This is a genomic window from Streptomyces flaveolus, assembly GCF_044765825.1.
Classification (GTDB): domain Bacteria; phylum Actinomycetota; class Actinomycetes; order Streptomycetales; family Streptomycetaceae; genus Streptomyces; species Streptomyces flaveolus.
On the sequence record NZ_JBIWKU010000003.1, the window covers coordinates 442,208 to 466,101 of the forward strand.

At 71.9% G+C, this 23,894-nt stretch carries 20 protein-coding genes; 7 read left to right on the forward strand and 13 right to left on the reverse strand.

Translation table 11 applies throughout. The annotated features are described in order from the left end of the window. Positions 1 to 4 precede the first annotated feature (4 nt). The 7 genes from ACIRG6_RS11530 to ACIRG6_RS11560 form a co-directional block, all read right to left on the reverse strand. Positions 5 to 661 carry an RES family NAD+ phosphorylase gene (locus ACIRG6_RS11530; RefSeq protein ID WP_364676099.1) on the reverse strand — a complete coding sequence of 219 codons (657 nt, stop codon included), beginning with the start codon at positions 659 to 661 and terminating at the stop codon, positions 5 to 7. Positions 662 to 698: 37 nt separating this feature from the next. After that, positions 699 to 1,382 (reverse strand): hypothetical protein, encoded by a 684-nt coding sequence (locus ACIRG6_RS11535; RefSeq protein ID WP_403322212.1) that lies wholly within the window; start codon positions 1,380 to 1,382, stop codon positions 699 to 701. A gap of 63 nt (positions 1,383 to 1,445) precedes the next feature. Next, complete coding sequence (locus ACIRG6_RS11540) at positions 1,446 to 2,600, reverse strand: hypothetical protein (RefSeq protein WP_403322214.1); 1,155 nt, start codon at positions 2,598 to 2,600, stop codon at positions 1,446 to 1,448. 147 nt (positions 2,601 to 2,747) lie between these two features. Further along, complete coding sequence (locus ACIRG6_RS11545) at positions 2,748 to 4,226, reverse strand: GntP family permease (protein ID WP_239765660.1); 1,479 nt, start codon at positions 4,224 to 4,226, stop codon at positions 2,748 to 2,750. Between the two features lie 111 nt (positions 4,227 to 4,337). After that, the gene (locus tag ACIRG6_RS11550; RefSeq protein ID WP_189228921.1) at positions 4,338 to 4,757 is read right to left on the reverse strand and encodes a RidA family protein; all 420 of its coding nucleotides are present in this window, start codon (positions 4,755 to 4,757) and stop codon (positions 4,338 to 4,340) included. Continuing rightward, the gene (locus tag ACIRG6_RS11555) at positions 4,754 to 5,539 is read right to left on the reverse strand and encodes an IclR family transcriptional regulator (protein WP_364676108.1); all 786 of its coding nucleotides are present in this window, start codon (positions 5,537 to 5,539) and stop codon (positions 4,754 to 4,756) included. The genes ACIRG6_RS11550 and ACIRG6_RS11555 overlap by 4 nt, the downstream gene beginning before the upstream one ends. Further along, complete coding sequence (locus ACIRG6_RS11560) at positions 5,536 to 6,573, reverse strand: sugar kinase (protein ID WP_364676111.1); 1,038 nt, start codon at positions 6,571 to 6,573, stop codon at positions 5,536 to 5,538. Before ACIRG6_RS11560 ends, ACIRG6_RS11555 begins: the two co-directional genes overlap by 4 nt. 133 nt (positions 6,574 to 6,706) lie before the next feature. Here ACIRG6_RS11560 and ACIRG6_RS11565 point away from each other — a divergent pair, with 133 nt between their 5' ends. Together ACIRG6_RS11565 and ACIRG6_RS11570 are read left to right on the forward strand one after the other, a co-directional pair. Further along, positions 6,707 to 7,996, forward strand: coding sequence for an amino acid deaminase (locus ACIRG6_RS11565; RefSeq protein WP_350714292.1), 1,290 nt, complete (start codon positions 6,707 to 6,709; stop codon positions 7,994 to 7,996). Positions 7,997 to 8,008: 12 nt separating this feature from the next. Then, the gene (locus ACIRG6_RS11570) at positions 8,009 to 9,619 is read left to right on the forward strand and encodes an N-acyl-D-amino-acid deacylase family protein (protein WP_403322218.1); all 1,611 of its coding nucleotides are present in this window, start codon (positions 8,009 to 8,011) and stop codon (positions 9,617 to 9,619) included. Here the strand turns inward: ACIRG6_RS11570 and ACIRG6_RS11575 are convergent, their stop codons facing one another. Then, positions 9,620 to 10,483, reverse strand: a complete 864-nt coding sequence (locus tag ACIRG6_RS11575) for a S1 family peptidase (RefSeq protein WP_364676117.1) — start codon at positions 10,481 to 10,483, stop codon at positions 9,620 to 9,622. A 236-nt stretch (positions 10,484 to 10,719) separates the two neighbouring features. Between ACIRG6_RS11575 and ACIRG6_RS11580 the strand changes: the two genes are divergently transcribed. Next, the gene (locus ACIRG6_RS11580) at positions 10,720 to 11,931 is read left to right on the forward strand and encodes a pyridoxal phosphate-dependent aminotransferase (protein WP_225632044.1); all 1,212 of its coding nucleotides are present in this window, start codon (positions 10,720 to 10,722) and stop codon (positions 11,929 to 11,931) included. Between the two features lie 77 nt (positions 11,932 to 12,008). Then, entirely contained in the window at positions 12,009 to 12,431 is a 423-nt protein-coding gene (locus tag ACIRG6_RS11585; RefSeq protein WP_364676121.1) for an SCO4983 family protein, read from the forward strand. A gap of 387 nt (positions 12,432 to 12,818) precedes the next feature. On the opposite strand, the gene ACIRG6_RS11590 is transcribed toward ACIRG6_RS11585, so the two are convergent. After that, entirely contained in the window at positions 12,819 to 14,651 is a 1,833-nt protein-coding gene (locus ACIRG6_RS11590) for a phosphoenolpyruvate carboxykinase (GTP) (protein WP_239765652.1), read from the reverse strand. A gap of 386 nt (positions 14,652 to 15,037) precedes the next feature. Here ACIRG6_RS11590 and trhA point away from each other — a divergent pair, with 386 nt between their 5' ends. Genes trhA through ACIRG6_RS11605 form a run of 3 tightly spaced genes read left to right on the forward strand, consistent with a single transcriptional unit; the run spans position 15,038 to position 17,204 of the window. Next, positions 15,038 to 15,751 (forward strand): PAQR family membrane homeostasis protein TrhA, encoded by a 714-nt coding sequence (gene trhA / locus ACIRG6_RS11595; RefSeq protein ID WP_318214213.1) that lies wholly within the window; start codon positions 15,038 to 15,040, stop codon positions 15,749 to 15,751. Positions 15,752 to 15,800: 49 nt separating this feature from the next. Continuing rightward, positions 15,801 to 16,439: a TetR/AcrR family transcriptional regulator gene (locus ACIRG6_RS11600; RefSeq protein ID WP_450152404.1), complete on the forward strand. Its 639-nt coding sequence runs from the start codon at positions 15,801 to 15,803 to the stop codon at positions 16,437 to 16,439. A 33-nt stretch (positions 16,440 to 16,472) separates the two neighbouring features. Next, on the forward strand, positions 16,473 to 17,204 hold the full coding sequence (locus ACIRG6_RS11605) for a Mut7-C RNAse domain-containing protein (protein WP_364818825.1): 732 nt from the start codon (positions 16,473 to 16,475) through the stop codon (positions 17,202 to 17,204). Here the strand turns inward: ACIRG6_RS11605 and ACIRG6_RS11610 are convergent. From ACIRG6_RS11610 to ACIRG6_RS11625, 4 genes are read right to left on the reverse strand one after another with little or no spacing between them, the layout of a single operon-like run. Next, positions 17,201 to 19,612, reverse strand: coding sequence for a galactose oxidase-like domain-containing protein (locus ACIRG6_RS11610; protein ID WP_403322222.1), 2,412 nt, complete (start codon positions 19,610 to 19,612; stop codon positions 17,201 to 17,203). The genes ACIRG6_RS11605 and ACIRG6_RS11610 overlap by 4 nt on opposite strands. Further along, positions 19,609 to 20,859 carry a polyprenol monophosphomannose synthase gene (locus ACIRG6_RS11615; protein ID WP_364818822.1) on the reverse strand — a complete coding sequence of 417 codons (1,251 nt, stop codon included), beginning with the start codon at positions 20,857 to 20,859 and terminating at the stop codon, positions 19,609 to 19,611. Before ACIRG6_RS11615 ends, ACIRG6_RS11610 begins: the two co-directional genes overlap by 4 nt. Beyond that, on the reverse strand, positions 20,856 to 22,505 hold the full coding sequence (locus ACIRG6_RS11620) for an ArnT family glycosyltransferase (RefSeq protein WP_403322224.1): 1,650 nt from the start codon (positions 22,503 to 22,505) through the stop codon (positions 20,856 to 20,858). Before ACIRG6_RS11620 ends, ACIRG6_RS11615 begins: the two co-directional genes overlap by 4 nt. Continuing rightward, on the reverse strand, positions 22,502 to 23,764 hold the full coding sequence (locus tag ACIRG6_RS11625; protein ID WP_318214207.1) for a glycosyltransferase: 1,263 nt from the start codon (positions 23,762 to 23,764) through the stop codon (positions 22,502 to 22,504). Before ACIRG6_RS11625 ends, ACIRG6_RS11620 begins: the two co-directional genes overlap by 4 nt. Between the last annotated feature and the right edge of the window lie 130 nt (positions 23,765 to 23,894).

Here is a 23,894-nt window from a genome sequence, read left to right on the forward strand (position 1 = left end):
CCTTCTACTGGGGGGCGAGCTGCGCGTGGTAGGGCTGGAGCACGGAGTCGAGGTAGTGGCGTCCGTCGGCCGTGGAGAAGTCGACGGTGTGGCCGGGGAGGGCTTCGAGGGCGCCGGGCGGGCAGCGGTCGCCGAAGAGGACCACCGTACGGTCGCCGGGCTCGCGCTTGGAGGCCCAGACGAAGCCCTGGGCCCAGGGGTCGGTGTGACGGCGGATCCAGTGCGCCCAGTCCCGGGTGTAGGCGTAGTCCTGTGCCTCGGTCTGCACCAGCCAGCTGTCCTGCCGTACTCCGGCGAGGTCCTGAGCGGTCATCAGGGAGACGACGGTGAGGTCGGCGGTCAGCCGCAGGGTGCTCAGGCCGCGCCGGGCGACGCCGACGCCGGGCACCAGGCGCGGGCCTCCCTCCGGGTCGAAGGGCAGGGAGCGCAGCAGGGTCTCGCACACGGCGGCGCCCGGGGTCGTACCGGCGTAGAGGTAGCCGTAGCGGTCGCAGGGTGTGGCGTCGAAGCGTCCGCCGCCGTAGAGGCAGTGCGCCGGCTGCGGGTTGAAGGCGGTGGCGTTCCGGTGCAGGGCGTGGACGCGGTGCAGCAGGGTGCCCTGCGCGAGCGTCGCCTTGGCCGGGGTGCCCGTCAGGTTCTCGGGCGGCCGGTAGTTGGGCACGGCGGGTCTGCCTCCTCGTACTGCGCGGTCGGTGTGGTCACACGTCCTCCATCAGCAGGCGCGCGGTGTCGGCGAGCCGTCGCTCCTGTCCGGTGCCGAGGAGGGCGGCGGGCGCGGTGCCGAGCCAGGCGTTGCCGGCCAGCCACCAGTCGGCGGCGCCCCACGGGTCGCGGGCGGCGTCGAGGAGCCCGTTGACCTCCAGGACGACCAGCCAGGGCAGGCAGCCATCGGAGAACTGGAACCGGGGCAGCCGGGCCAGTCCGCCGCGTCCGGGCAGCCGGATCAGGTCGCGGGCGTACGGGTCGCCGCCGTCGCGCAGCACGGTGGCCGGGTCCAGGGCGGGTTCGGCGAGCAGCCGGTCGCGGACCGGGCCGAGCACGGGACCGACCATGCGGTGCCCGTCGAGGAGCAGGACGGCGAGGTCGTCGGCGCGGAAGCCCAGATAGGACGGGTCGGTGCCGGTGTCGGTGGCGCTGCCCGTGCCGGTCGTGACGCCGGTGGCGAGCCGGGCCTCCTGCGCGGTGCCGAACTCGTCGGGCAGGGCCCGGCGGAGCAGCCCGGCGGCCTCCTCCGCGGCGCCGCGGCGAGCGGGTTCGCCGGCCTCGCGGTGGCGTACGACGGTCAGCAGGGCGGCGAGGCGCTCGCGGGTGTGTCCGGTGACGCGGTCGGCCAGCCGGTGCCATTCGGCTGCCGCCGCGGCCAGCACGGCGTACGGATTCACTGGTCCCCCTTGTCGTCGGTACCGGTCGTCGGGCCGGGCGCCGCCGCCCGCCCGACCGGTGGGCTATGGGCGCCGCCCGGTGAGGAGCCGCTCCACCAGGTCGGCGCGGGCCTGGCGGCGCATCACCAGGTGGATGTCCCACGGGGCGCCGCGCGCCAGTTCGGCCTCCACGGCCGTCCACAGCGCGCCGAAGCTCTCCAGGGCGGGCAGGCCTCCGCGCCCGGCCCCGAGCAGCGGCAGGCAGACGGAGGCGAGCGGCGGGTCGTGGCGCGCGGACTCGGCGGCGAGCAGCGTGAAGGCCCGGTCGACGGCGCGGGTGATGTCGGCGGGCTGGACGTCGTAGTCGTTGGTGCCGGGGCGGGGCACGGCCACGGCGAGGTGGTAGATGCGGCGCACCCCCTGGGCGGCCATGGCCCCGGCGGAGGTGGCGGCGACGGTGCCGGGCAGGGCCGCGCGGCCGGGGATGCCGTGGCGCACGGCCCAGTCGCGCAGTTCGTCGTGGACGTGGTCCTCGACGACTCCCCCGGTGGCGTCGGTGCGGGCCGCGGCCCGGCGCAGGGCCGCGGCGACCGAGGCCTTGTAGGGCGCGGGGAGCGCGAAGTAGGTGTTGGACGGGGAGACGACGACGTCGACGCCGCGCAGGAGGTCGACGGAGTGGACGTGCAGGGTGACGGGGACGACGCGGTCGTGGACGCGCGGCTTGATCACGCGGTGGGCGGGGGCGAGCCGGTGCGTCCCGGGGGCCGGTGCGTCCCGGCCGCCGGCCGCGTCGTGGGCCGTGGCGGCGTCGTCCTCGGCGGCCGTGGCGACGGTGGCGGTGGCGGTGGCGGTGGCGGTGAGGCCGAGGATCTGCTCGGTGATCTGGTCCAGCACCATCACCTCGTGGTGCTTGCGGAACCGTTCGACGCTGACGCCGTACACCTCGGCGGCCCGGCGGCGCCGGTCGGCCGGGGGCCAGTCACGGGTGCCCTGGGCGAGGCCGAGGGTGTACTCGGCGGCGGTCTGGAGGGTGCCGCCGCCGATGCCGGCGACGGCGTCCCGGAGCAGCCGTTCGACCGCGAGGCCGGGTAACTCCCCCGGTGTCCCCAGCCGTTCCCGGGCGATGCGGGAGAGCTCCGGGATGTCCAGCCCGCGGAGCCTGACGACTCCGGCCCGCCGCACCGCTCTCACCTCGGCGAGCACCGTGGCGTGATCGGGCCTGTGAGGGGGATGCGGCATGGCATCAAGAATCCCATCGCCGCCTCCGCCCTCACAAGCCCGGTCCGGTGCTCCCCCCGTGCTTCCATTGCACCGCACGGGCCGGTCGGGGCCGGGGCTCCTTCCGGGCGGATCCCGGGCGGGCGGACGGGAGTTGCCGGGCAGGCCCTACACGAACAGGCTGAGCACCGCCGCCATCACGAAGCCGCCCAGGGACAGCACGCTCTCCAGCACGGTCCACGTCTTGAGGGTGTCCCGTTCGCTGATGCCGAAGTACTTGGCCACCATCCAGAAGCCGCCGTCGTTGACGTGCGAGGCGAAGATGGAGCCCGCCGAGATGGCCATGATGACCAGCGCGACGAACGCCTGGGAGTGGTCGCCCTCGGCGAGCAGGGGCGCCACGATACCCGCCGTCGTCACGATGGCGACCGTCGCCGAGCCCTGGGCGACCCTCAGCACCAGGGAGATCAGGTACGACAGGACGATCACCGGCAGGCCGACGTCGTGGAAGGTGTCGGAGAGGGCCTGGGCGACGCCGCTGGCCTTGAGGACCGCGCCGAAGACACCGCCCGCGCCGACCACCAGCAGGATGTTGCCGACCGGCTTCAGCGAGGACGTCGAGACGGTCTCCAGGGACTTGCGGGACCAGCCGCGCCGGATGCCGAGCAGGTAGTAGGCGAGGAACAGGGCGATGGTCAGGGCCACGAAGGGGTTGCCGAAGAACTCGATCACCGAGCGGGTGGTGGACGGGTCCAGGGCGATGGAGGAGAAGGTCGCGGCGAGGATGAGCACCAGCGGGGTGCCGATGATGCCGAGGACCGTGCCGAGCGGCACCGGCGTCTCGCGGGGCGCGACACCGGCCTTGCGCTGCTCGTCGATGACGGCCTGCCTGGCCTCCTCGGCGGCCTCGACCATGTCCTGCGGTACGGGGACGAAGATGCGGCGGCCGACCCAGGCCGAGTACGCCCAGGCGGCGAGCACGGCCGGGACACCGCAGACGATGCCCATGAGGATCACCCAGCCGAGGTCCACGTGCAGCAGTCCGGCGGCGGCCACCGGGCCGGGGTGCGGCGGGAGGAAGGCGTGGGTCATCGACAGGCCGGCGAGCAGCGGCAGGCAGTAGAGCAGGACCGACTTGCCGGAGCGCTTGGCGGCGGCGTAGACGATGGGTGCGAGGACGAAGATGCCCACGTCGAAGAAGACGGGGACGCCGAAGATCAGTCCGGTCAGGCCCATGGCGAGCGGGGCGCGCTTCTCGCCGAACAGTCCGAGCAGGCGGGAGGCCAGCACCTCCGCTCCGCCGCTCACTTCGAGGATCGCGCCGAGCATGGTGCCCAGGCCGATGATGATGGCGACGTGGCCGAGGATGCCGCCCATGCCGGACTCGATGGTGGAGACCGCGTCGGACTTCTGGACGGTGCCGAAGAGTTCGGTGACCGACAGGCCGGCGAGCAGGCCGACGGCTATGGAGACGGCGAGCAGCGCGACGAAGGGCTGCAGTCGCACCTTGATGATCAGGAAGAGCAGGAGCGCGATGCCGATCGCGGCGACGGTCAGCAGCCCCGCCGTTCCGTCGATCAGGGTGAGCAGACCGCCGGTGTGCGGCGGGGTCTCGGAGGCGGCGAGCTGGAGGGACATGTAGGACATTCGGGGGTCCTCTGGGTAAACACATACGACTTTCGGGCAGGGAGGGGCGCGGCACGGCGCCCCGGGGGTGTGGGGCGCCGTGCCGTTCACAGACAGGCGGGGTGGAGAAGGTCAGCCGAGGACGGCCAGCGCGTCGATCTCGATGAGGAGTCCGGCGGGCAGACCGACGTAGACCGTCGTGCGCGCGGCGGGCGGCTGGGTGAGGCCCTGCTCCTCGAAGTACGCGTTGTAGATCTCGTTCATCTCGGCGAAGTGGTCGACGTCGGTGAGGTAGACGCGGATCATCATCACGTCGTCCCAGCTCGCGCCGCCCTCTTCGAGGATCGCCTTGACGTTGGCGAGGGTCTGGAGGGTCTGCTCGCGCAGGGTGGGGCCGGCCGGGGTGGGGGCCTTGCCCTCCTCGTGGGGGAGGAAGCCGACCTGGCCGGCGACCTGGAGGATGTTGCCCTTGCGGACGCCGTGCGAGAACTTCGCCGGCGGGACGGTGTGGGTCGCGGGGGTGAGGGCGGTCTTCTCGGTCTTGTCGGTCATACCGTGTCCTTCTCGGGGTGGTGCTCGGGGTGCTGCACGGGGGTCCTGCCGGAGTACTCGCCGCTGATGGCGTCCGCCGTACGGCGCACCAGCGGGAGCAGGGTGAGGAGTTCGTCGGCGGTGACGACGACGTTCGGCGCGGAGACCGACATCGCTGCGGCCACCCTGCCGTCGGCGCCCCGGATGGGGGCGGCGACGCAGTTGATGGACTCCTCGTGGCCGCCGAGGTCGGTGGCCCAGCCCTGTTCGCGCACCTTGGCCAGCTCCTTGAGGAAGGCGTCGGCGTTCGGTGTCGAACGGGCCGTGTAGAGGGGGTAGTCGAGCTTCTCCGCGATGTCGCGGCGCTCGCTCTCGGGGAGGTCGGCGAGCAGCAGCTTGGCCACGGCCGCGACGGTGATGGCGACGGGCTTGCCGATCCGGGAGTACATGCGGACCGGGTAGCGGCTCTCGACCTTGTCGATGTAGAGGACCTCGTTCTCCTCGTAGACGGCGAGGTGGACGGTGTGTCCGCACTGCTCGTTGAGGCGTACGAGGTGGGTGTGGGCGATCTCGCGGACGTCCAGGTTCTCCATCGCCTCCTGGGCGAGGGCGATGAGCCGGGCGCCGAGGCGGTAGCGCTGGTCGGACTGGCGGTAGACGAAGCCGTGCTCGTGCAGGGTGCGCAGCAGGCGCAGGGCCGTGGACTTGTGCACGCCGAGCCGGTCGGCGACCTTGCCCAGGTCGGCGGGGCCCTCGGCGAGCAGCGGCAGGATGCTGAGCGCGCGGTCGACGGTCTGGCTCATGGTGTGCGTACCTCCTCGTCGGCCCCTTCGTCGGCCTGTGTCCAGCCGGGGCCGAGTCGCAGTCTCCCCCACGCGTCGTCGTCGAGGGCGGCCAGGCGGTCGGCGTGGTGACGGGCGGGCGGCGTGGCGAGGTCGCCGGGGACGGTGAGGGCGGCGGCGGCCATCAGGTGGCCGTGGCGCAGGCGCTCGCGCACGGGCAGTCCGCGCAGGGTGGCGGAGAGGAACCCGGCGGCGAAGGCGTCGCCCGCGCCGACGGCGGCGACGACGTCGACGTGCAGGGCGGGGACGGAGGTGACGTGCTCCCCGTGGAAGGCGGTGGCGCCGGTCGCGCCCTGCTTGACGACGAGCAGCTCCGGTTCGGGCAGCGCGGCGCGCACGGCCTCGGGGCCGCCGAGTCCCCAGGCCTCGTCCTCGCCGACGAACACCAGGTCGGCGCCGCGCGCCAGCTCCAGCAGCACGGCGGGGCCGTCGCCGTCCCGCCACAGTCCGGGGCGGTGGTTGACGTCGAAGGAGACCAGGGGCCGGCCGGGGCGGCGGGCGGTCAGTTCGCGCATCAGGCCGAGGCAGTCGGCGGAGAGCGCGGCGGTGATGCCGGACAGGTGGAGGACGCGTCCGGAGCGGATCGCGTCGAGGTCCAGGGTGGCGGCCGACATCGCGGAGGCCGCGGAGCCGGCGCGGTAGTAGGCCACCTCGTGCGCGTCGGTGGCGCGGTCCCCGGCGGTGCGGAAGTAGATGCCGGTCGGCCGGTCGGGGTCGCGGCGGACGGCGCGGACGTCGACGCCGTACGCGCCGATCGCCTCGACCAGGTGGTCGCCGAAGCCGTCGGCGCCGACCGCGCTGACCCAGCGGACGGTGTGCCCGGCCGCGGCGAGCACGCAGGCCACGTTGGACTCGGCGCCGCCGATGGCGCGGTCGAAGGAGGGCACGTCGGCGAGGCGTCCGGGGCGGGAGGGCAGAAAGGTGACCATGGACTCGCCGAGCGCGACGACGTCCACGACGTCGGGGGTGGTGCTGGTGGGGCCGTCGGCGGTCACGATGGTGGGGCTCCTTGTCCTGTCGCGGGCGGAGGCTCCGTTGACCCCGCGCTGGCCGAGATGTTAGACAGCAGTGAGCGATATACGCAACGGCCGTTGCAGCAGACGCAACAGCCCACCTCAGGGAGGCTCCATGGCCCTCGACACCGGCACCGAAGCCCTCGCCCGTCTGGCCGAGGAGCATGTCGACCACCGCTTCAAGGGCCTCCCGCCGGACGCCGCGGGCCTGACCGTGGCCGAGCTGGCCGCCCAGCGCCGCAACCTCTTCACCGGCGGCTTCACCACCCCCGTGCTGGCCCTCTCCGCCGAGCGCCTGGAGCACAATCTGAAGCTGATGGAGACGTACGCCGCACGGCACGGGCTCGCGTTCGCCCCGCACGGCAAGACCTCCATGGCCCCCCAGCTCTTCCACCGGCAGATCGAGCACGGCGCCTGGGGCATCACGCTCGCCGTGCCGCACCAGGTGTGGGTGGCCCGCGCCTTCGGCATCGGGCGGATCTTCCTGGCCAACGAGCTGGTCGACGCCTCCGCCCTGCGCCGGATCGCCGCGGAGCTGGACGCCGACCCGGACTTCCGCTTCGTCTGCTACGTCGACTCCGTCCGCGGCGTGCGGCTGATGGACGCGGCACTGGCCGACGCGGGCGCCTCCCGCCCGCTGGACGTCGTGGTCGAACTGGCCGCCGGCGAGGGCGCCCGGACCGGGGTGCGCACGGAGGCGGAGTGCGCGGCGGTCGCCGACGCGGTGGCCGCCGCACCGACGCTGCGGCTGGCCGGTGTCGCCGGGTACGAGGGCGAGGTGCCGGACGCCGGCCCGGAGAAGGTGCACGCCTGGCTGCGGCGGCTGGTCGCCCTGGCCGTGGACTTCGACAAGGCCGGGCGGTTCGCCGGGCTGGACGAGATCGTGCTCAGCGCGGGCGGCAGCGCCTGGTTCGACGCGGTGGCCGACGTGTTCGCCGAGGTCCCGGACCTCTCCCTGCCCGTGCTGAAGCTGCTGCGCTCGGGCGCCTACGTCTCGCACGACGACGGCCACTACCGCGAGCTGACCCCCTTCAACCGCGTCCCCGCCGAGGGCGCCCTGGAGCCCGCGTTCCGCCTGTGGACCCAGGTCGTCTCCCGGCCCGCTCCCGAGCAGGCCTTCACCAACGCCGGCAAGCGGGACGCGGCCTACGACCTCCACCTGCCCTTCGCCCAGGTGGTCCGCCCCGCGTCCGGCGGCCCCGAGCGTGAGGCGGACGGCGTCACGGTGACGGGCCTGTCCGACCAGCACGCCTGGCTGCGCACCGCCCCGGAGGCGGACCTGGAGGTCGGCGACTGGGTCGGCCTGGGCCTGTCCCACCCGTGCACGTCCTTCGACAAGTGGCAGCTGATCCCGGTCGCGGAGGCCGACGGGACGGTCGTCGACTACATCCGCACGTTCTTCTAGAAGGAGGCCCTGGTGGAAGAGCTGGTCATCCGGGACGCCGAGGTCGTCGACGGCACCGGTGAGCCCTCGTACCGCGCCGACGTGGTCGTCGACGGCGGCCGCATCGTGTCGATCGTCCAGGAGGCGGCGGCCGCCGGCTGCCAGCGCCCCCGGGCCCGCCGCGAGCTGGACGCCGAGGGCCTGGTCCTGGCCCCCGGCTTCATCGACATGCACGCCCACAGCGACCTGGCCCTGCTGCGCGACCCCGACCACAGCGCGAAGGCCGCCCAGGGCGTCACCCTGGAGGTCCTCGGGCAGGACGGACTGTCGTACGCCCCGGTCGACGACCGCACCCTCGGCGAGGTGCGCCGCGCGATCGCCGGGTGGAACGGTCCCGGGGACGACGTCGACTTCGACTGGCGGTCGGTCGGCGAGTACCTGGACCGGCTCGACCGGGGCATCGCCGTCAACGCCGCCTACCTGATCCCCCAGGGCACGGTCCGCGCCCTCGCGGTCGGCTGGGAGGACCGGGAGGCGACACCGGCCGAGCTGGAGCGGATGCGCCGGCTGGTCGCCGAGGGCATGGAGCAGGGCGCGGTCGGCATGTCGTCCGGGCTGACCTACACGCCCGGCATGTACGCCAAGGACGCCGAGCTGACCGAGCTGTGCCGGGTGGTGGCGTCGTACGGCGGCTACTACTGCCCGCACCACCGCTCCTACGGCGCCGGGGCGCTCCAGGCGTACGAGGAGATGGTGGAGCTGACCCGGGAGGCGGGCTGTCCGCTGCACCTGGCGCACGCCACCATGAACTTCGGCGTGAACAAGGGCCGGGCGCCCGAGCTGCTGACGCTGCTGGACGACGCGCTGGCCACCGGCGCCGACATCACGCTCGACACCTACCCGTACACCCCCGGCTGCACGACGCTGGTGGCGCTGCTGCCGAGCTGGGCGAGCGAGGGCGGCCCGGAGCGGATCCTGAAACGGCTGGCGGACGACGAGACCGCCGAGCGCATCCGGCACCACATGGAGCGGATCGGCTCCGACGGCTGCCACGGCGTGCCCGTGGAGTGGGAGACCATCGAGATCTCCGGCGTGAGCGACCCGGCCCTCGGGGAGTACGTCGGCCGGACGGTCCTGGAGTCGGCCGGGCTGCGCGGCGAGACCCCGTGGGCGGTCGTCCGGCGGCTGCTGCTGGCCGACCGGCTGGCCCCGACGATTCTCCAGCACGTCGGCCACGAGGAGAACGTCCGGGCGATCATGCGCCACCGCGTCCACACCGGCGGCTCGGACGGCATCCTCCAGGGCAGCAAGCCGCACCCGCGTGCGTACGGCACCTTCCCGCACTACCTCGGCCACTACGTGCGGGAGCTGGGCGTGCTGTCGCTGGAGGAGTGCGTGGCCCATCTCACCGCCCGCCCGGCGGCCCGGCTGCGGCTGCCGGACCGGGGCAGGATCCGCGAGGGGTACCGGGCCGACCTGGTCCTCTTCGACCCGGCGACGGTCGCGGCCGGCAGCACGTACGAGGAGCCGCGCCGGCTCCCGACGGGCATCCCGTACGTGCTGGTCGACGGACGGTTCGTGATGGAGGACGGGCACCGGACGGACGTCCTGGCCGGACGCTCGGTCCGCCGGATCCCGCGCTGACTACGGTTTGGGCAGGACGCAGCCGCTGCGGCCGAGGTCGAGCTTGTTGTCGAGGCCGAAGCAGGCCGGGATCTGGTAGGTCTGCTGGCCGTAGTTGATGCCCTTGCGGACCGTCACCGTGCCGTTCTGGGAGACCTCGCAGGGGTTGTTGTCGGTGCAGCGTCCACCGTCCTCGTTGCCGGTGTTGTTGACGGCCACGACCTTGCCCGTGGCGTTGTCGACGACGGGCGAACCGGAGGTGCCGCCGATGGTCTGGCAGGCGGAGGTGTAGCGGACCGAGTCCTTCCAGGTCCACTCCCCCTCCTTCAGGCGGTAGGCGAACCCGTCGATGTTGCAGGCGTAGGTCCGCTTCCAGTAGCCGGAGACGACGGTGATCGCGGTGCCGGCCGTGGGGTGGGTGTCGTTGAGGGTGAGCGGGCTGATCCCGTAGGTGCCGCGGATCTGGGCGTACGTGCTGGTGAGCTGGTACAGCGAGACGTCCGTGTCGGTCATCGTCGCGTAGGCGATCTTGCTCGCGCGCAGCGTGCCGACGCGGGTGCCGGAGGCGTTGAGCAGCCCGAAGCTCCGGCTGGAGGGCTGGTCCACGACGACCTCGCCGGCTGCCGGGAAGCCGGTCTCCAGGCAGTGGCCGTTGGACATGACCAGCGCCGGGTCGTCGTCCTCGGAGGCGGGCAGGCGGACGACGGAGCCGGAGCAGTTGCTGAGTGAGACGGTGCCGGCGAAGGTCACGGCGCGGACGGCGGGAGCCGCGGGTGACGCGGGAGCCGTACGCGACGTGGGAGCCGCGGGTGACGCGACCGCCGGGGCCACGCCCACCCCGGTGACGGCCAGGGTCGCGAGCGCGGCAAGGAGAGGCTTGTTCATGTGGGGGTCCCCTCTATGGAGGGCACCGGCCGGAGGTCTTCCGGACGACACCCTGATTGTCATGCGCATTGTCATGACGGAGAGGGGGTGCGGACAAGGAGCGGTATTCGGCCGCCAGTTGGCGCGATCCGGCCCACCGGGCACGGCCGAGGACGGCGACAGCCACCCGGACCCGCACGTCTCACGTGGTGGAAAACACGACCCAGGGGCCGTAACCGGGTCGTAAGCTCGCGGACATGCAGGTGATCCAGTCGACCAAGCTCGCCAACGTCTGTTACGAGATCCGGGGCCCTGTGCTCGAGGAGGCGATGCGGCTGGAGGCGGCCGGTCACCGCATCCTGAAGCTGAACACGGGCAACCCGGCGGCCTTCGGCTTCGAGTGCCCGCCCGAGATCCTGGAGGACATCCTCCGCAACGTCTCGACGGCACACGGCTACGGCGACGCGAAGGGCCTGCTGGCCGCGCGCCGGGCGGTCGTCATGCACAACCAGACCCTCGGCATCGAGACCGACGTCGAGCACGTCTTCATCGGCAACGGCGTCTCCGAGCTGATCGTGATGGCGATGCAGGGCCTGCTGGACGACGGTGACGAGGTCCTCGTCCCGGCGCCGGACTACCCCCTGTGGACGGCCGCCGTCTCCCTGTCCGGCGGCACCGCGGTGCACTACCGCTGCGACGAGCAGTCCGACTGGATGCCGGACCTCGCGGACGTGGAGCGCAAGGTCACCGACCGCACCAAGGCCATCGTCATCATCAACCCGAACAACCCGACGGGTGCGGTGTACGACAAGGAGATGCTGCGCGGGCTCACCGACATCGCGCGCCGGCACAACCTGCTGGTCTGCTCCGACGAGATCTACGACAAGATCCTCTACGACGACGCGGTGCACACCCCGACCGCCGCGATCGCCCCGGACCTGCTCACCCTCACCTTCAACGGCATGTCGAAGGCGTACCGGGTGGCCGGCTACCGGGTCGGCTGGATGTCCGTCTCCGGACCGCGCGCGCACGCCGAGTCGTACATCGAGGGCCTGACGATCCTGGCGAACATGCGGCTGTGCGCCAACATGCCCGGCCAGCACGGCGTGGTCGCGGCGCTCAGCGGGCGGCAGACGATCAAGGACCTGGTACTGCCGGGCGGCCGGCTGCGCGAGCAGCGCGACGCCGCGCACGAGGCGCTGACCAGCATCCCGGGCGTGACCTGCGTGAAGCCGAAGGGGGCGCTGTACCTCTTCCCGCGCCTCGACCCCAAGGTCTTCAAGATCAAGGACGACCGGCGGATGGTCCTGGACCTGCTGCGCCAGGAAAAGATCATGGTCGTCCAGGGCACCGGCTTCAACTGGCCCGAGCCCGACCACTTCCGTGTGGTGACCCTGCCGACGGCCGGCGATCTGCGCGAGGCGGTGGGCCGGATCGGGAACTTCCTGGACGGCTACGGACAGCCCTGAGCCAAATCCCGACGCCCCTCAACTTTAGATTGAATCCAATGTAGGATGGTTTCCTGAAGCACTCAGGAGGCCGTCCCATGTACGAACCGATCCGCAGCAAGTCGGTCCACAGCACGGTGGCCGGCAGCACCTCGGACTTCCCCCACCGGTCCCGTGAGGAGGAGCTGGACATCCAGCTCGCGGGTCATCTCGCGGCCCTGCTCGCCGCCACGGACGAGCTGCGCGCCCTGGGCCCCTCCGAAGATCTGGACACGGCGGCCGACCGGCTCGCGGCGCAGGTCGCCCGGCTGCGGGGAGGTCACGCGCCGGCCCGTGTGCCGGTGACCGCCGCGCCGCCCGCGCCGCACCTGGCGGCCCTGCACCGCAGGGCGCACACCCTGGCGAGCCGTGCCCTGGTGGTGGCCGCCTCCCGCGCCGACACGGCGGTCGCGATCCTGACCGCCGAGCGCATGGACGCCCACGCCGCGGCCCTGGAGCCGCGCGAGCTGGCGTCCCGCTGAGCCCTCACCGGGCTCCCTCCGACGGCCCCGGTCCGCGCGCACCCGCAGCGACGCGCGGACCGGGCGCCATTCACTGCGTGGCTTTCGCCGGGTCGCGGCGGCGCCGGGGGGTGTTCGTCGGTTCGCGGCTACCGGTCGTGTGTGGTTGCTCGCGCAGTTCCCCGCGCCCCTTCGGGGCGCGTCGGCCACCGGCGTCTCATGGTGAAGCCGAAGAATGTCGAAGGGCCGGGTCCGTCGCACGCCGTTGTGCGGGGACCCGGCCCGAGCGGGGTCTCTCCGTGCTCCGGGACATCGAGCTACTGGAGCGTGAGGAGACCCCTCGCGGCCGGCCTTCGTGACGACTTCGCGGGTCAGGGCTAGCCGGACCGGCCGCGGAACCAGGGGGGATCAGCCCAGGCGCTGCACCAGCGCCCGGTACTGGTCCCACAGCTCGGTGGGCGTGTGGTCGCCGAAGGTGTTCAGGTGCTCGGGGACGAGCGCCGCCTCCTCGCGCCACACCTCCTTGTCGACGCTGAGCAGGAAGTCCAGGTCGGCGTCGGCCAGGTCGAGGCCGGCGGTGTCCAGGGACTCCTTGGTCGGCAGCACGCCGATCGGGGTCTCGACACCGTCCGCCTTGCCCTCCAGGCGCTCCACGATCCACTTCAGGACGCGGCCGTTCTCACCGAAGCCGGGCCAGACGAACCTGCCCTCGTCGTCCTTGCGGAACCAGTTGACGTAGTAGATCTTCGGCAGCTTGGACTGGTCCTTGTCCTTGGCCACGTCGATCCAGTGACCCATGTAGTCGCCCATGTTGTAGCCGCAGAACGGCAGCATGGCGAACGGGTCGCGGCGCAGCTCGCCGACCTTGCCCTCGGCGGCGGCGGTCTTCTCGGAGGCCACGTTGGCGCCCAGGAAGACGCCGTGGTTCCAGTCGAAGGACTCCGTCACCAGCGGGACCGCGGTGGCGCGGCGGCCGCCGAAGAGGATCGCCGAGATCGGCACGCCCTTGGGGTCCTCCCACTCCGGCGCGATGATCGGGCACTGCGCGGCGGGCGTGGTGAAGCGGGCGTTGGGGTGCGCGGCGGGCGTACCGGACTCGGGCGTCCAGTCATTGCCCTTCCAGTCCGTGAGGTGGGCCGGGGTCTCCTCGGTCATGCCCTCCCACCACACGTCGCCGTCGTCGGTGAGGGCGACGTTGGTGAAGACGGAGTTGCCCCACAGGGTCTTCATCGCGTTGGCGTTGGTGTGCTCACCGGTGCCGGGCGCGACGCCGAAGAAGCCGGCCTCGGGGTTGATGGCGTACAGGCGGCCGTCCTCGCCGAAGCGCATCCAGGCGATGTCGTCACCGATGGTCTCCACGGTCCAGCCGGAGATCGTGGGCTCGAGCATGGCGAGGTTGGTCTTGCCGCAGGCCGACGGGAAGGCGGCGGCGACGTACTTGGGCTCCCCGGTGGGCGGGGTCAGCTTCAGCACCAGCATGTGCTCGGCGAGCCAGCCCTCGTCGCGGGCCATGACGGAGGCGATGCGCAGGGCGTAGCACTTCTTGCCGAGCAGGGCGTTGCCGCCGTAGCCGGAGCCGTAGGACCAGATCTCGCGGTCCTCGGGGAAGTGCGAGATGTACTTGGTGCTGTTGCACGGCCACGGGACGTCCGCCTCGCCCTCCGCGAGGGGGGCGCCGAGGGTGTGCACGGCCTTGACGAAGAAGCCGTCGTCGCCGAGCTCGTCCAGGACCGGCTGTCCCATGCGGGTCATGGTGCGCATGGAGACGGCCACGTACGCGGAGTCGGTGATCTCCACGCCGAGCGCGGACAGCGGCGAACCGAGCGGGCCCATGCAGAAGGGCACGACGTACATGGTCCGGCCGCGCATGGAGCCGCGGAACAGGCCGCCCTCGCCGCCGGTGCCCCGGAAGATCTCCCGCATCTCGGCGGGGTCCTTCCAGTGGTTGGTCGGGCCGGCGTCCTCCTCCTTGGCGGAGCAGATGAAGGTGCGGTCCTCGACACGGGCGACGTCGGACGGGTCGGAGGCCGCGTAGTAGGAGTTGGGGCGCTTGATCGGGTCGAGTTTGCGGAAGGTGCCCTTCGCCACGAGCTCTTCGCACAGTCGCTCGTACTCGGCCTCGGATCCGTCACACCAGACCACGTTGTCCGGCTGCGTCAGTTCGGCGATCTCGTTCACCCACGAGATCAGCTCCTGGTGCTGGGTGGGGACAACGGGGGGAGCCGCAATGTCGCGCGCCACGATTGCTCCTAAATGAGGGGTTTTGTGTTGGAGGCCCCGTGGGGGCTGCGACCCGGATGCGTCACGCGAGGAGCTCACGCTGCTCATCCGGTGCCGACCGCACTCATTTGATCATCCGATGAGAGTGCCCATATGTCCAGAGGGCCTCACACCTGAGCGGGGTGAGGATCGCCACGTACCAGCGATTGCCTCCGTGATTTTTTGCGTGCGTCTGGAGTTCGCCTGAAACTTTCTTTACTTCGGCGGCCGACGGCGCGTACGCGAGGACGCGGACGGCGCGACGGGGAGATGCCGGGACGGGTACTCCCGTGAGACCATGACCACTTGACACGCGTCCGACGTCTGTACTGATGCGTAACTTACGGTCCCGTAGGTACGATACGAACATGACTGCGTCCGCCTCCGACGCGCCCAGGGACACGACGGCCGCCGGCCGCGGTCCCGTGGCGCTCTCCCTGCCGCACCCCGTCAAGCCCAAGCTGCGCGGCTGGCTGCACCTCGGAATGTTCCCGGCCGTCCTCGTCGCGGGCCTGGCGCTCACCGCCCTCGCCGACACGTCCGAGGGGCGCATCGCCTGCGGTATCTACGCCATCACGGCCTGCCTGCTGTTCGGCGTCAGCGCGCTGTACCACCGGGGCAACTGGAGCCCGCGCATGGACGGCGTCCTGCGGCGGCTCGACCACGCCAACATCTTCCTGATCATCGCGGGCACGTACACCCCGCTCACGATGCTCCTCCTGCCCGGCGCCCAGGGGCAGTGGCTGCTGTGGGGCATCTGGGCCGCCGCGGCGGCCGGCATAGTCTTCCGGGTCTTCTGGGTCGGCGCCCCGCGCTGGCTCTACACCCCCTGCTACCTCGCCATGGGCTGGGCGGCCGTCTTCTACCTCCCCGAGTTCATGCGGGCCGGCGGCGTCGCCGTACTCGTCCTGGTGATCGTGGGCGGACTCCTCTACAGCGCGGGCGGCGTGATCTACGGCCTCAAGCGCCCGAACCCCTCGCCGCGCTGGTTCGGCTTCCACGAGGTCTTCCACGCCTTCACCCTGGCCGCCTTCATCGCCCACTACGTGGGGATCTCGCTGGTCGCGTACCAGCAGTCGTAGCGCCTCACGGGCGTGGCCGCGGCCCCGGCGGTGTCCGACAATGGTCCGTATGACGGCCGCACCTGCCTCCCCCCTCTCCCCCGCCGACCGTCCGCGGCCCGGCCTGCGGGAACGCAAGAAGATCAAGACCCGCGAGGCGATCCGCGCCGCGACGTACGGGCTGATCCGGGAGCAGGGGTACGACACCACCACGGTCGAGCAGATAGCCGACCGCGCGGAGGTGTCGCCGTCCACCGTCCTGCGCTACTTCCCGGTCAAGGAGGACATCGTCCTCACGGACGCCTACGACCCGGTCATGCTGGAGGAGCTCCGGGCGCGGCCCGCGGACGAGCCGTGGCCGGACACCGTCCGGCACGTGCTGCGCAAGGTCATCGGCCAGGGCGTCGAGACGGAGCCCGAGGCGGCCCGGCTGCGCACCCGGCTGATGTCCGAGGTGCCCGCGGTGCACTCCCGGATGCTGGAGAGCATGTCCGTCACCGGCCGTCTGCTCGGCCGGGCCATCGCCGACCGCACCGGCCTCGACCCCGAGGCCCTGGAGCTGCGGGTCCTGTCGGCGTCCCTGGTCGCCGGCCTGATGGAGGTCTCGCGGTACTGGGCCGAGCACGATCACCAGGAGGACCTCGCCGACCTGGCCGAACGCGCCCTAGACGTCCTGGAGCACGGCCTGCCGGCCCCCGGAGAACCCTGAGGGCTCCGGCCTCCCGCGTGGCATCCTGACCAGGTGAACGGTCCCGAGATCCACGTCGAATTCGCCCCCGAACTGCGCCTGTTCGTGCCCCGGGCCCGCCCCACCGGCGCTACCCGTACCGCCACCGACGGCGTCTCCACCCTCGGCCACGTCGTCGAGTCCCTCGGCGTTCCCCTGACCGAGGTCGGCGCGCTCCTCGTGGACGGCCGCGAGGTGCCGCCCGGGCACGTCCCCACCGGCGGCGAGTCGGTGACCGTGCGGGCCGTCGAACACCCCCAGCGGGTGCCGGGCGCGCCCCTGCGCTTCCTCCTCGACGTGCACCTCGGCACCCTCGCCCGCCGGCTGCGGCTGCTCGGCGTGGACACGGCGTACGAGTCGACGGACCTCGGCGACCCGGCGCTCGCCGCGCTGTCGGCGGCCGAGAAACGGGTCATGCTCAGCCGCGACCGGGGACTGCTGCGCCGCCGCGAGCTGTGGGCCGGCGCCTACGTCTACAGCACCCGCCCGGACGACCAGCTCCACGACGTCCTGGACCGCTTCCGGCCCGAGCTGCGGCCCTGGACCCGGTGCACCGCCTGCAACGGCCTGCTGAGGAAGGCCACCAAGCAAGAGGTGGCGGACCAGCTCAAGGGCGGCACCGAGCGGTCCTACGACGTGTTCGCCCAGTGCACCGCGTGCGGGAGGGCGTACTGGAAGGGCGCGCACCACGAGCAGCTGGAGGCCATCGTGGAGCGCGCCCTCGCCGGGACCAGGCGGGAGCCCTAGCGCTTCGTCCGCACATCCCCCTTCCCGCAGGCCACACCGTCGCGGTCCGGGTCCAGGCGCAGCGGGTCGTCCTTGCCGTTGACCTCCAGGCGGCCGTAGTCGTTGCGGGCCAGCCAGGCGCAGCGGGCGGTCGTCGTCTTCTTCACCTCGGCCGGGAAGACGGTCGGCACGCAGACGTTGGCGGAGCCGTAGTGCCGGTCGCAGCCGGAGACGGTGGGGCTGACCGGCTGCGAGGCACGCTTCCTGCCGGGGCCCGTGACCTTGCCCTGCGGGGCGTCGGCGAAGGAGTGGACGTGCGCCGACGCGTCCTTCGCGGCGAGGGCCCGGGGGCCCTGGAGGTGCACCCACTTCGCCACCGAGGGCACGCCGTTCGCGTCGACCGCGAAGAGCATGTACCAGCCGGGCGGGGCCAGGTCGGGGTTGCTCGTGACGTTCAGGTCGACGTTGCCGCCGTCCACGGACAGCGGCAGGTCCACGAACCGCTGGTTCGGGTCGGAGGAGTGGGTGACGGCGGCCGGACGGATCAGCTCGGCCTTGACGACGGGCCGGTCGACGGTGATCCGCTGGGTGTCGCCGTAGGTCCACTCGGTGTCGATCACCGAAGTGATCACGGGCCGCTCGCCCTTGAAGAGGTACGGGGGCGTGTAGAGGGACACGTCGTGGTTCCAGGAGCCGTTGCCCGGGTTGTCGCCGGTGGACATCACCCGGCCGTCGGGCAGCAGGAACGACGACGAGTGATAGCCGCGGGCCTCCGGGTCGGCGGCCACCGGGTCGAAGGTCTCCGTCGCCGGGTCGAAGATCGAGGACTCGAACACCGGGTTCGCCCGGTTGTGCAGCGCGCCGCCGGTCTCCAGCACCTTGCCGTCGGGCAGCAGCACGGCGGAGACGTACATCTTGCCCTGGTTACCGGTCTGCGGCACCGGCCCGGCGCCGAGGTCGACCGTGCCCTGCGGGAGCGGGGGCCCGGCGACGTGGGCGGGGTTCGGCTGCTTGAGGTCGATGATGTCGGTCAGGCGGTTCGCTTCCGGGTTGGAGTCGATGTTGCCGCCGCCGATGGTCAGCACCTTCTGGTCCTGCGCCGGCGGCAGCAGGACGCTGGCCGACTGGTCCCGTGCGTCCTTGTCCTGGAGGCCCGGCACCTGGGTGACGGTGTTGGCGTCGTAGTCGTAGATCGCCGAACCGGTGCCGGGGATGTTGTTGCCGAAGACGTGGCTGCCGGAGTAGAAGAGGCGGCCGTCCTGCATCAGGATCATCGACGGGTACAGGCCCCAGTACGACCAGGTCTGGTTGACCTGCCAGGTCGGCAGCCACCTCTGCTGCGCGTCCGACCACCGCTCGGCCGTCACCGACCCGGTGGAGTCCTCGCGCAGCCCGCCGAAGGAGAGGACGTCGCCGTTGCCGAGGACCGTCGCCGACGGGTACCAGTGGCCGTCGTTCATGTCGTTGGTCTTCGTGTAGGTCTCGGTCTCCGGGTCGAAGACGTACGAGTCCTTGAAGCCCTGGTAGCCGATGGTGCCGTCCGCCGACGGGTAGCCGGCGTTGCCGCTCATGACGAGGACGCGGCCGTCCTGGAGCTGGACGTGACCGGCGCAGAACATGTCCTTGGGCGTCGGGATCGTCCGGTACGCACCGGTCGCCGGGTCGTACACCGCCGACGTGAAGGTGCCCGCCTCGAACATCTCCGTGTCGTTGCCGGAGCCCGCGATCAGCAGCACCTTGCCGTTGTGGAGGACGACGGAGTGCATGGAGCGGACCGGGTTCTCGGTGGGCAGCACGTCCCAGTGGCCATTGGCGCACTCCTCGGCGGTGCCCGTGCACTCCGGCTCGGGGATGGGGTCGGCGGCCTGCTCCATCGTGTAGTCGTCGGTGGTCGCGGAGCCGGTGCCGTAGACGGAGACGCCCCAGCTGATGCGGTCGGTGCCGGCCGGGACCTCGGGCGTGCGGACGCTCGCCTCGGTCCAGCCGGCCGCCAGGCCGAGGGTCTTGAGGTCGGTCCAGTACTGCCAGCCCGCCGTGGCGTCGTGCCGGAAGACGGTGAGGGAGGCGTCCGGAGTGGTGGTCTTGTACCAGAGGGACAGGTCGTACTGCTTGCCCGCCGTCACCACCGGCGCGCACTCGGCGGACTCGGTGATCAGGGCCTTGCGGTCACCGTCCAGCCGGCGGGTCAGCTCGACCTTCATGGCCTTGGAGCCGGTGTGCGCGTCGGCGGTGGTGGCGAAGGTGAAGTCGTTGTCGCCCCAGCCGGACTTCTCCCAGCAGTACGGCATGTCACCGGTGCCGGCGGTCTCGAAGCCGGGGTTCTTGATCAGATTGGCGGCCGAGGCGGGCTGGGGGGCGGTGAGCAGGAGGCCGCCGGTCAGGGCGGACACCGCCAGGAGGGCGGAGGTTCTCCCCTGTGGTCTTCTCATGCCTCACTCCTCGCTGTGCGGGCCGTGCGGCTGTCCTCGCTCTGCCGCTCCGGCGCCTTCTCCGGCAGGCCCTTCCGGCTTCGGCGCGGGCGCGGGAGGTAGACGAGCGCCTCCGTGCCGGCGAAGCGCAGGACGAAGGTGATGACGAGGGCCAGCGCGGTGGCGGGCAGCACGGCCAGCCCGAACTGGCCGACGAGCAGGGCGATCAGCGGGATGCGCAGCACCAGGTCGGCGTTGGCGATCAGCGCGAACCGCAGCGTCCGGTCGGCCCAGTGCCGGTGCCGGCGCCGGTCGCGGAAGAGCAGCCGCTCCAGCAGGAGGAAGTTCCAGGCCACCCCGAACTGGTTGGCGAGGATCTCGGAGGGCAGGTAGTGCAGCCCCGCCGCGGTCAGCGCCCACAGGGCGGCCAGGTTGGGCACGAAGCCGCTCAGCCCGATCAGGCCGAAGGCGATCATGCGGGCCGGCGCCGAGGCGGTGCGCAGCCCGGCCAGGTGGCGCAGGAAGCGCAGCCCTTCCTGCGCGGTGGACTTGGACTCGCCCGCGAACCGCTCCTGGAAGACGAACGGCACCTCGGTGACGGCGTGCGGGCGGCTGCGGACGGCGAGTTCGAGGAGGATCTTGTAGCCGAGCGGCTGGAGGACGTCCGCGGTGACCTCGCTGCGGCGGATGGCGAAGAAGCCGCTCATCGGATCGCTGATGCCGCGCAGCCGGCGCGGGAAGAGGGCCTTGGTCAGCCAGGTCGCCGCGCGCGAGACGGCCACCCGGTAGCTGCCCGCGAGTCCGGCACGGCTGCCGCCCTTGATGTAGCGCGAGGCGACGACGAGCCCGGCGCCCGCCCGCTCACCGGTGGCGACCAGCTCGGGGACCAGGGACGGCGGATGCTGGCAGTCGCCGTCCATGACGACGATCCAGTCGGACCCGGCCGCCTTGAGGCCCTCGACGACCGCGCCGCCGAGCCCGCCGGCCGGCTCGTCCCGGTGCAGGACGGTGACCGGGAACGGGCAGTCCAGGGCCGCCTCCCGGATGACGTCCGGGGTGTCGTCGGTGGAGTCGTCCACGAAGACGACCTCGCAGGGCAGCCGGGCCGGCACCGACTCGGTGATCCGGTGCAGCAACTGCCGTACGTTGGCGGACTCGTTGAAGGTCGGTACGACGATGGTGACGGCGCCCGGCTCGGGCACCTCCGAGGCCGTGGGGCGCACGGCCGGACGGCCCAGCTCGCCGGGAACGGTGGACTCGTGGCTCATCGGGCGGCTCCGGAGGACTGGATACGGCGGATCTCGATGCGGTCCGCGCCGGTGCCGAAGACGGCGACCGGGGTGGAGTGGTTCATCGCGGCCAGGACGTTGGGCAGGTCGGCCGCGTCGCGCCGCACCGTCGGGGAGGCGACGACGTAGTCGAGGTCGCGCCAGCCGCCCGGCATCGTCTTCGTCACCGCGGGGTCGAGGTCCGCCTTGTAGAACCAGATGACCCCGAGTCCGGGCCGGTAACCCGCGTGCACCAGATCCAGCCACAGCGCGTCGTCGACGAGCACCCGGGTGTCGGCGGGGTCCGCCACCTCGTCGGCCAGCCAGTCGGCGGCGGTCTCGTAGGGGGCGTTGGCGTCGGCGGTGACGGCGGTGCGGTCGCCGTCGTACCAACGGGGCACGACGTAGGCGCCGGCGGCGAGCACCAGGACGCCGGCGAGGGCGTACCGGCCCGCGGTGACTCCCCGTTTCTCGGCCTCGGAGCGCCATCGGCGCAGCACGGCGTGGGCGATGCTCGCCGCGCCGCCGGCCAGGACCAGGGCGAGGAAGGGCAGGGCCTGGATGACGTACATGGCGGGCAGGTAGCCGTTCGGGCGCAGGGCGAGGGCGGCGAGGATCGCCACCGTCAGGGCCGGCCCGGCCAGGGACCGTGCGGTGACCGACCAGCGCCAGGTGGCCAGCAGGAGCAGCGCCCCGGCGAGGCCGCCGAGGGGCAGCACGCGGTCGTAGTACAGCCAGGACTGGAGGACGCCCCAGGAGCCGGAGCCCTGGTCGAGGATGAAGCCCGACCCGGGCCTGGTCATCTGGTACGCGACGCCGTCCCACAGGGAGACGTGTCCGCCGCCCGGCAGCAGCTCGCCCTTCAGCAGGGCGAACAAGGGGTAGGAGAAGCCGATGAGCGCGCAGGCCGTGACGGCGCCGGTCAGCGCGAACTTGCGGGTGTCGCGGTGACTGTGGCGCCACATCGTGACCAGCAGGGCGGGCAGGACGACGAGCATCGTCTCCTTGGTGAGCACGGCCGTGGCGGCGGCGACGCCCGCGCCGAAGTGGTGCCACAGGTGGCGGCTCGGGGAGGCGGCCAGCGCGAACGCCAGCAGGGTCCACATCACCGCGAGGTTGTCGAGGAAGATCTCCCGCTGGAGCACGACCGACAGCGGGGAGAGCCCGAACAGGGCCATGGCGAGCCCGGCGGCCCAGCGGGGCAGGGAGAGCCGGCGGGCGATGACGTAGACGAGGACCGCGGAGACGGCGCTGATCAGGAGCATCACCGCGCGCATGGTGCCGACGGTCATCGACTCGGGGCTGATCAGCGTGGGGATCCAGGTCAGCACGGCTATCTGGATCCAGCCGAGCGGCGGGTGGTCGTACCAGTAGGTGTAGTGGGCGAGGCCGTCGCCCTGCTGGACGGCCCAGGCCTGGGCGAGGTAGGTGCCCTCGTCGTCGCTGAGGGCCGGGTAGTCGGAGATGTTCCAGCCCTGCACGACCATGATCGCCAGGAGCAGCGCCCCGCACAGCAGCAGGTCGGGCCGGGAGGAGCGGAGCCGGCCCGGCGGCGCGGCGCCGCGGGGTGCCGGGCCGGTGTCGTGGGCAGGCCGGCGTTGCGCGGGGACCGTGGTGCCGGTCGCCGCGGGAAGGGTGGAGGTCACGCGGGAACGTCCTCTCGGTCCACGGGCGCGAGGTGGGCGCCGACATGGCTGGTCAACTCCCAGTCGTTGCGGCCGCGTTGCTCGCGCCATACGGCGCGGACGGCTGCTCCGGCGAGGAGGACCTGGTAGAAGGGGCCGCCGACGATCAGCTTCAGGTAGTGGGTGAGGCGGACGCGGAGTCCGTACTGCTTGCCGAAGTCGTGCAGGCCGACGACCTCGAAGACGAAGGTGACCAGGGCCGTGACGGCCGGCAGGAAGGTGATGAAGGCGATGCCGACGGGCACGTCCAGGAAGAGCGCGACGGCCGCGTTCAGCGGGATGATCACACCGGTGAAGGCCTGGAGGAACGGCGTCATCAGGGTGTAGCGGGCCAGCAGCCGCTGGGTGAAGGTGGGCAGCTGCTTCCAGTCCTTCTTCCGGTACACCTGGAGGAACCCCTGGTTCCAGCGGGTGCGCTGCTTGAGCAGCGACATCAGCGTGCCCGGGGTCTCCTCCCGGGTGACCATGTCGGAGTCGTAGGCGACGACGACCTTCTTGCCGGTGCTGGAGAGCCTGACGCCGAGGTCGCAGTCCTCGGCCAGGCAGTCCGGGTCCCAGCCGTCGGCCTCGCGGAGCACGTCCGTGCGCACGAAGACGGTGTTGCCGCCGAGGGGGATGAACCCCTTCTGCGCGTGCAGGTGCAGCCGGGAGCGGAACCAGAAGAAGTACTCCAGGCAGTTGCGCAGGCTGTACCAGCTGGAGTGGAAGTTGATCAGCTGGACGCCGCCCTGGACGACGTCGGCGCCGGTGGTGCGGAAGGCGTGGTCGACGTGGGCGAGCAGCTCGGGATGGACCTGGTCCTCGGCGTCGAAGACCCCGACGACGTCACCGCGGCAGTGCGGCAGCGCCGTGTTCATGGCCTTCGGCTTGTTCTTCTTCTCGTGGGTGTCGACGACGACCCGGACGCGCGGGTCGCGGCCGGCGGCCCGCTCGGCGACCGCGGTGGTCTCCGGGTCGTCGTGGCCGACTATCACGATGATCTCGAAGTCGGTGTGCGTCGAGGTCAGCAGGCGCTGGATGGTGTGGTCGAGCACGGCCTGTTCGTGCCGTGCGGGCAGCAGCAGCGAGAACGACACGTGCTCGTCGCCGTCGGGTCTGCTGAACCGGGTGGAGGCGAGCACCTCTGGCGTGCGCCAGGCGTGCATCTGCCACCACAGCGTGAAGGCCGCCATCCAGAAGAGCGCGAGCGAGACGGCGGCGACGAAGACAGACGTCAGCAAGAAAAGATCCCCCCAGATCTTCGAAACTCCCCCTGCGCGACGGCCCGCCCGGATCAGGCGTCCGCCACGTCACGGTGAAGAGGCTAGGGGTCTTCTGTGAAACACATCGGCCGTTTCGGTGAAGAGCGTG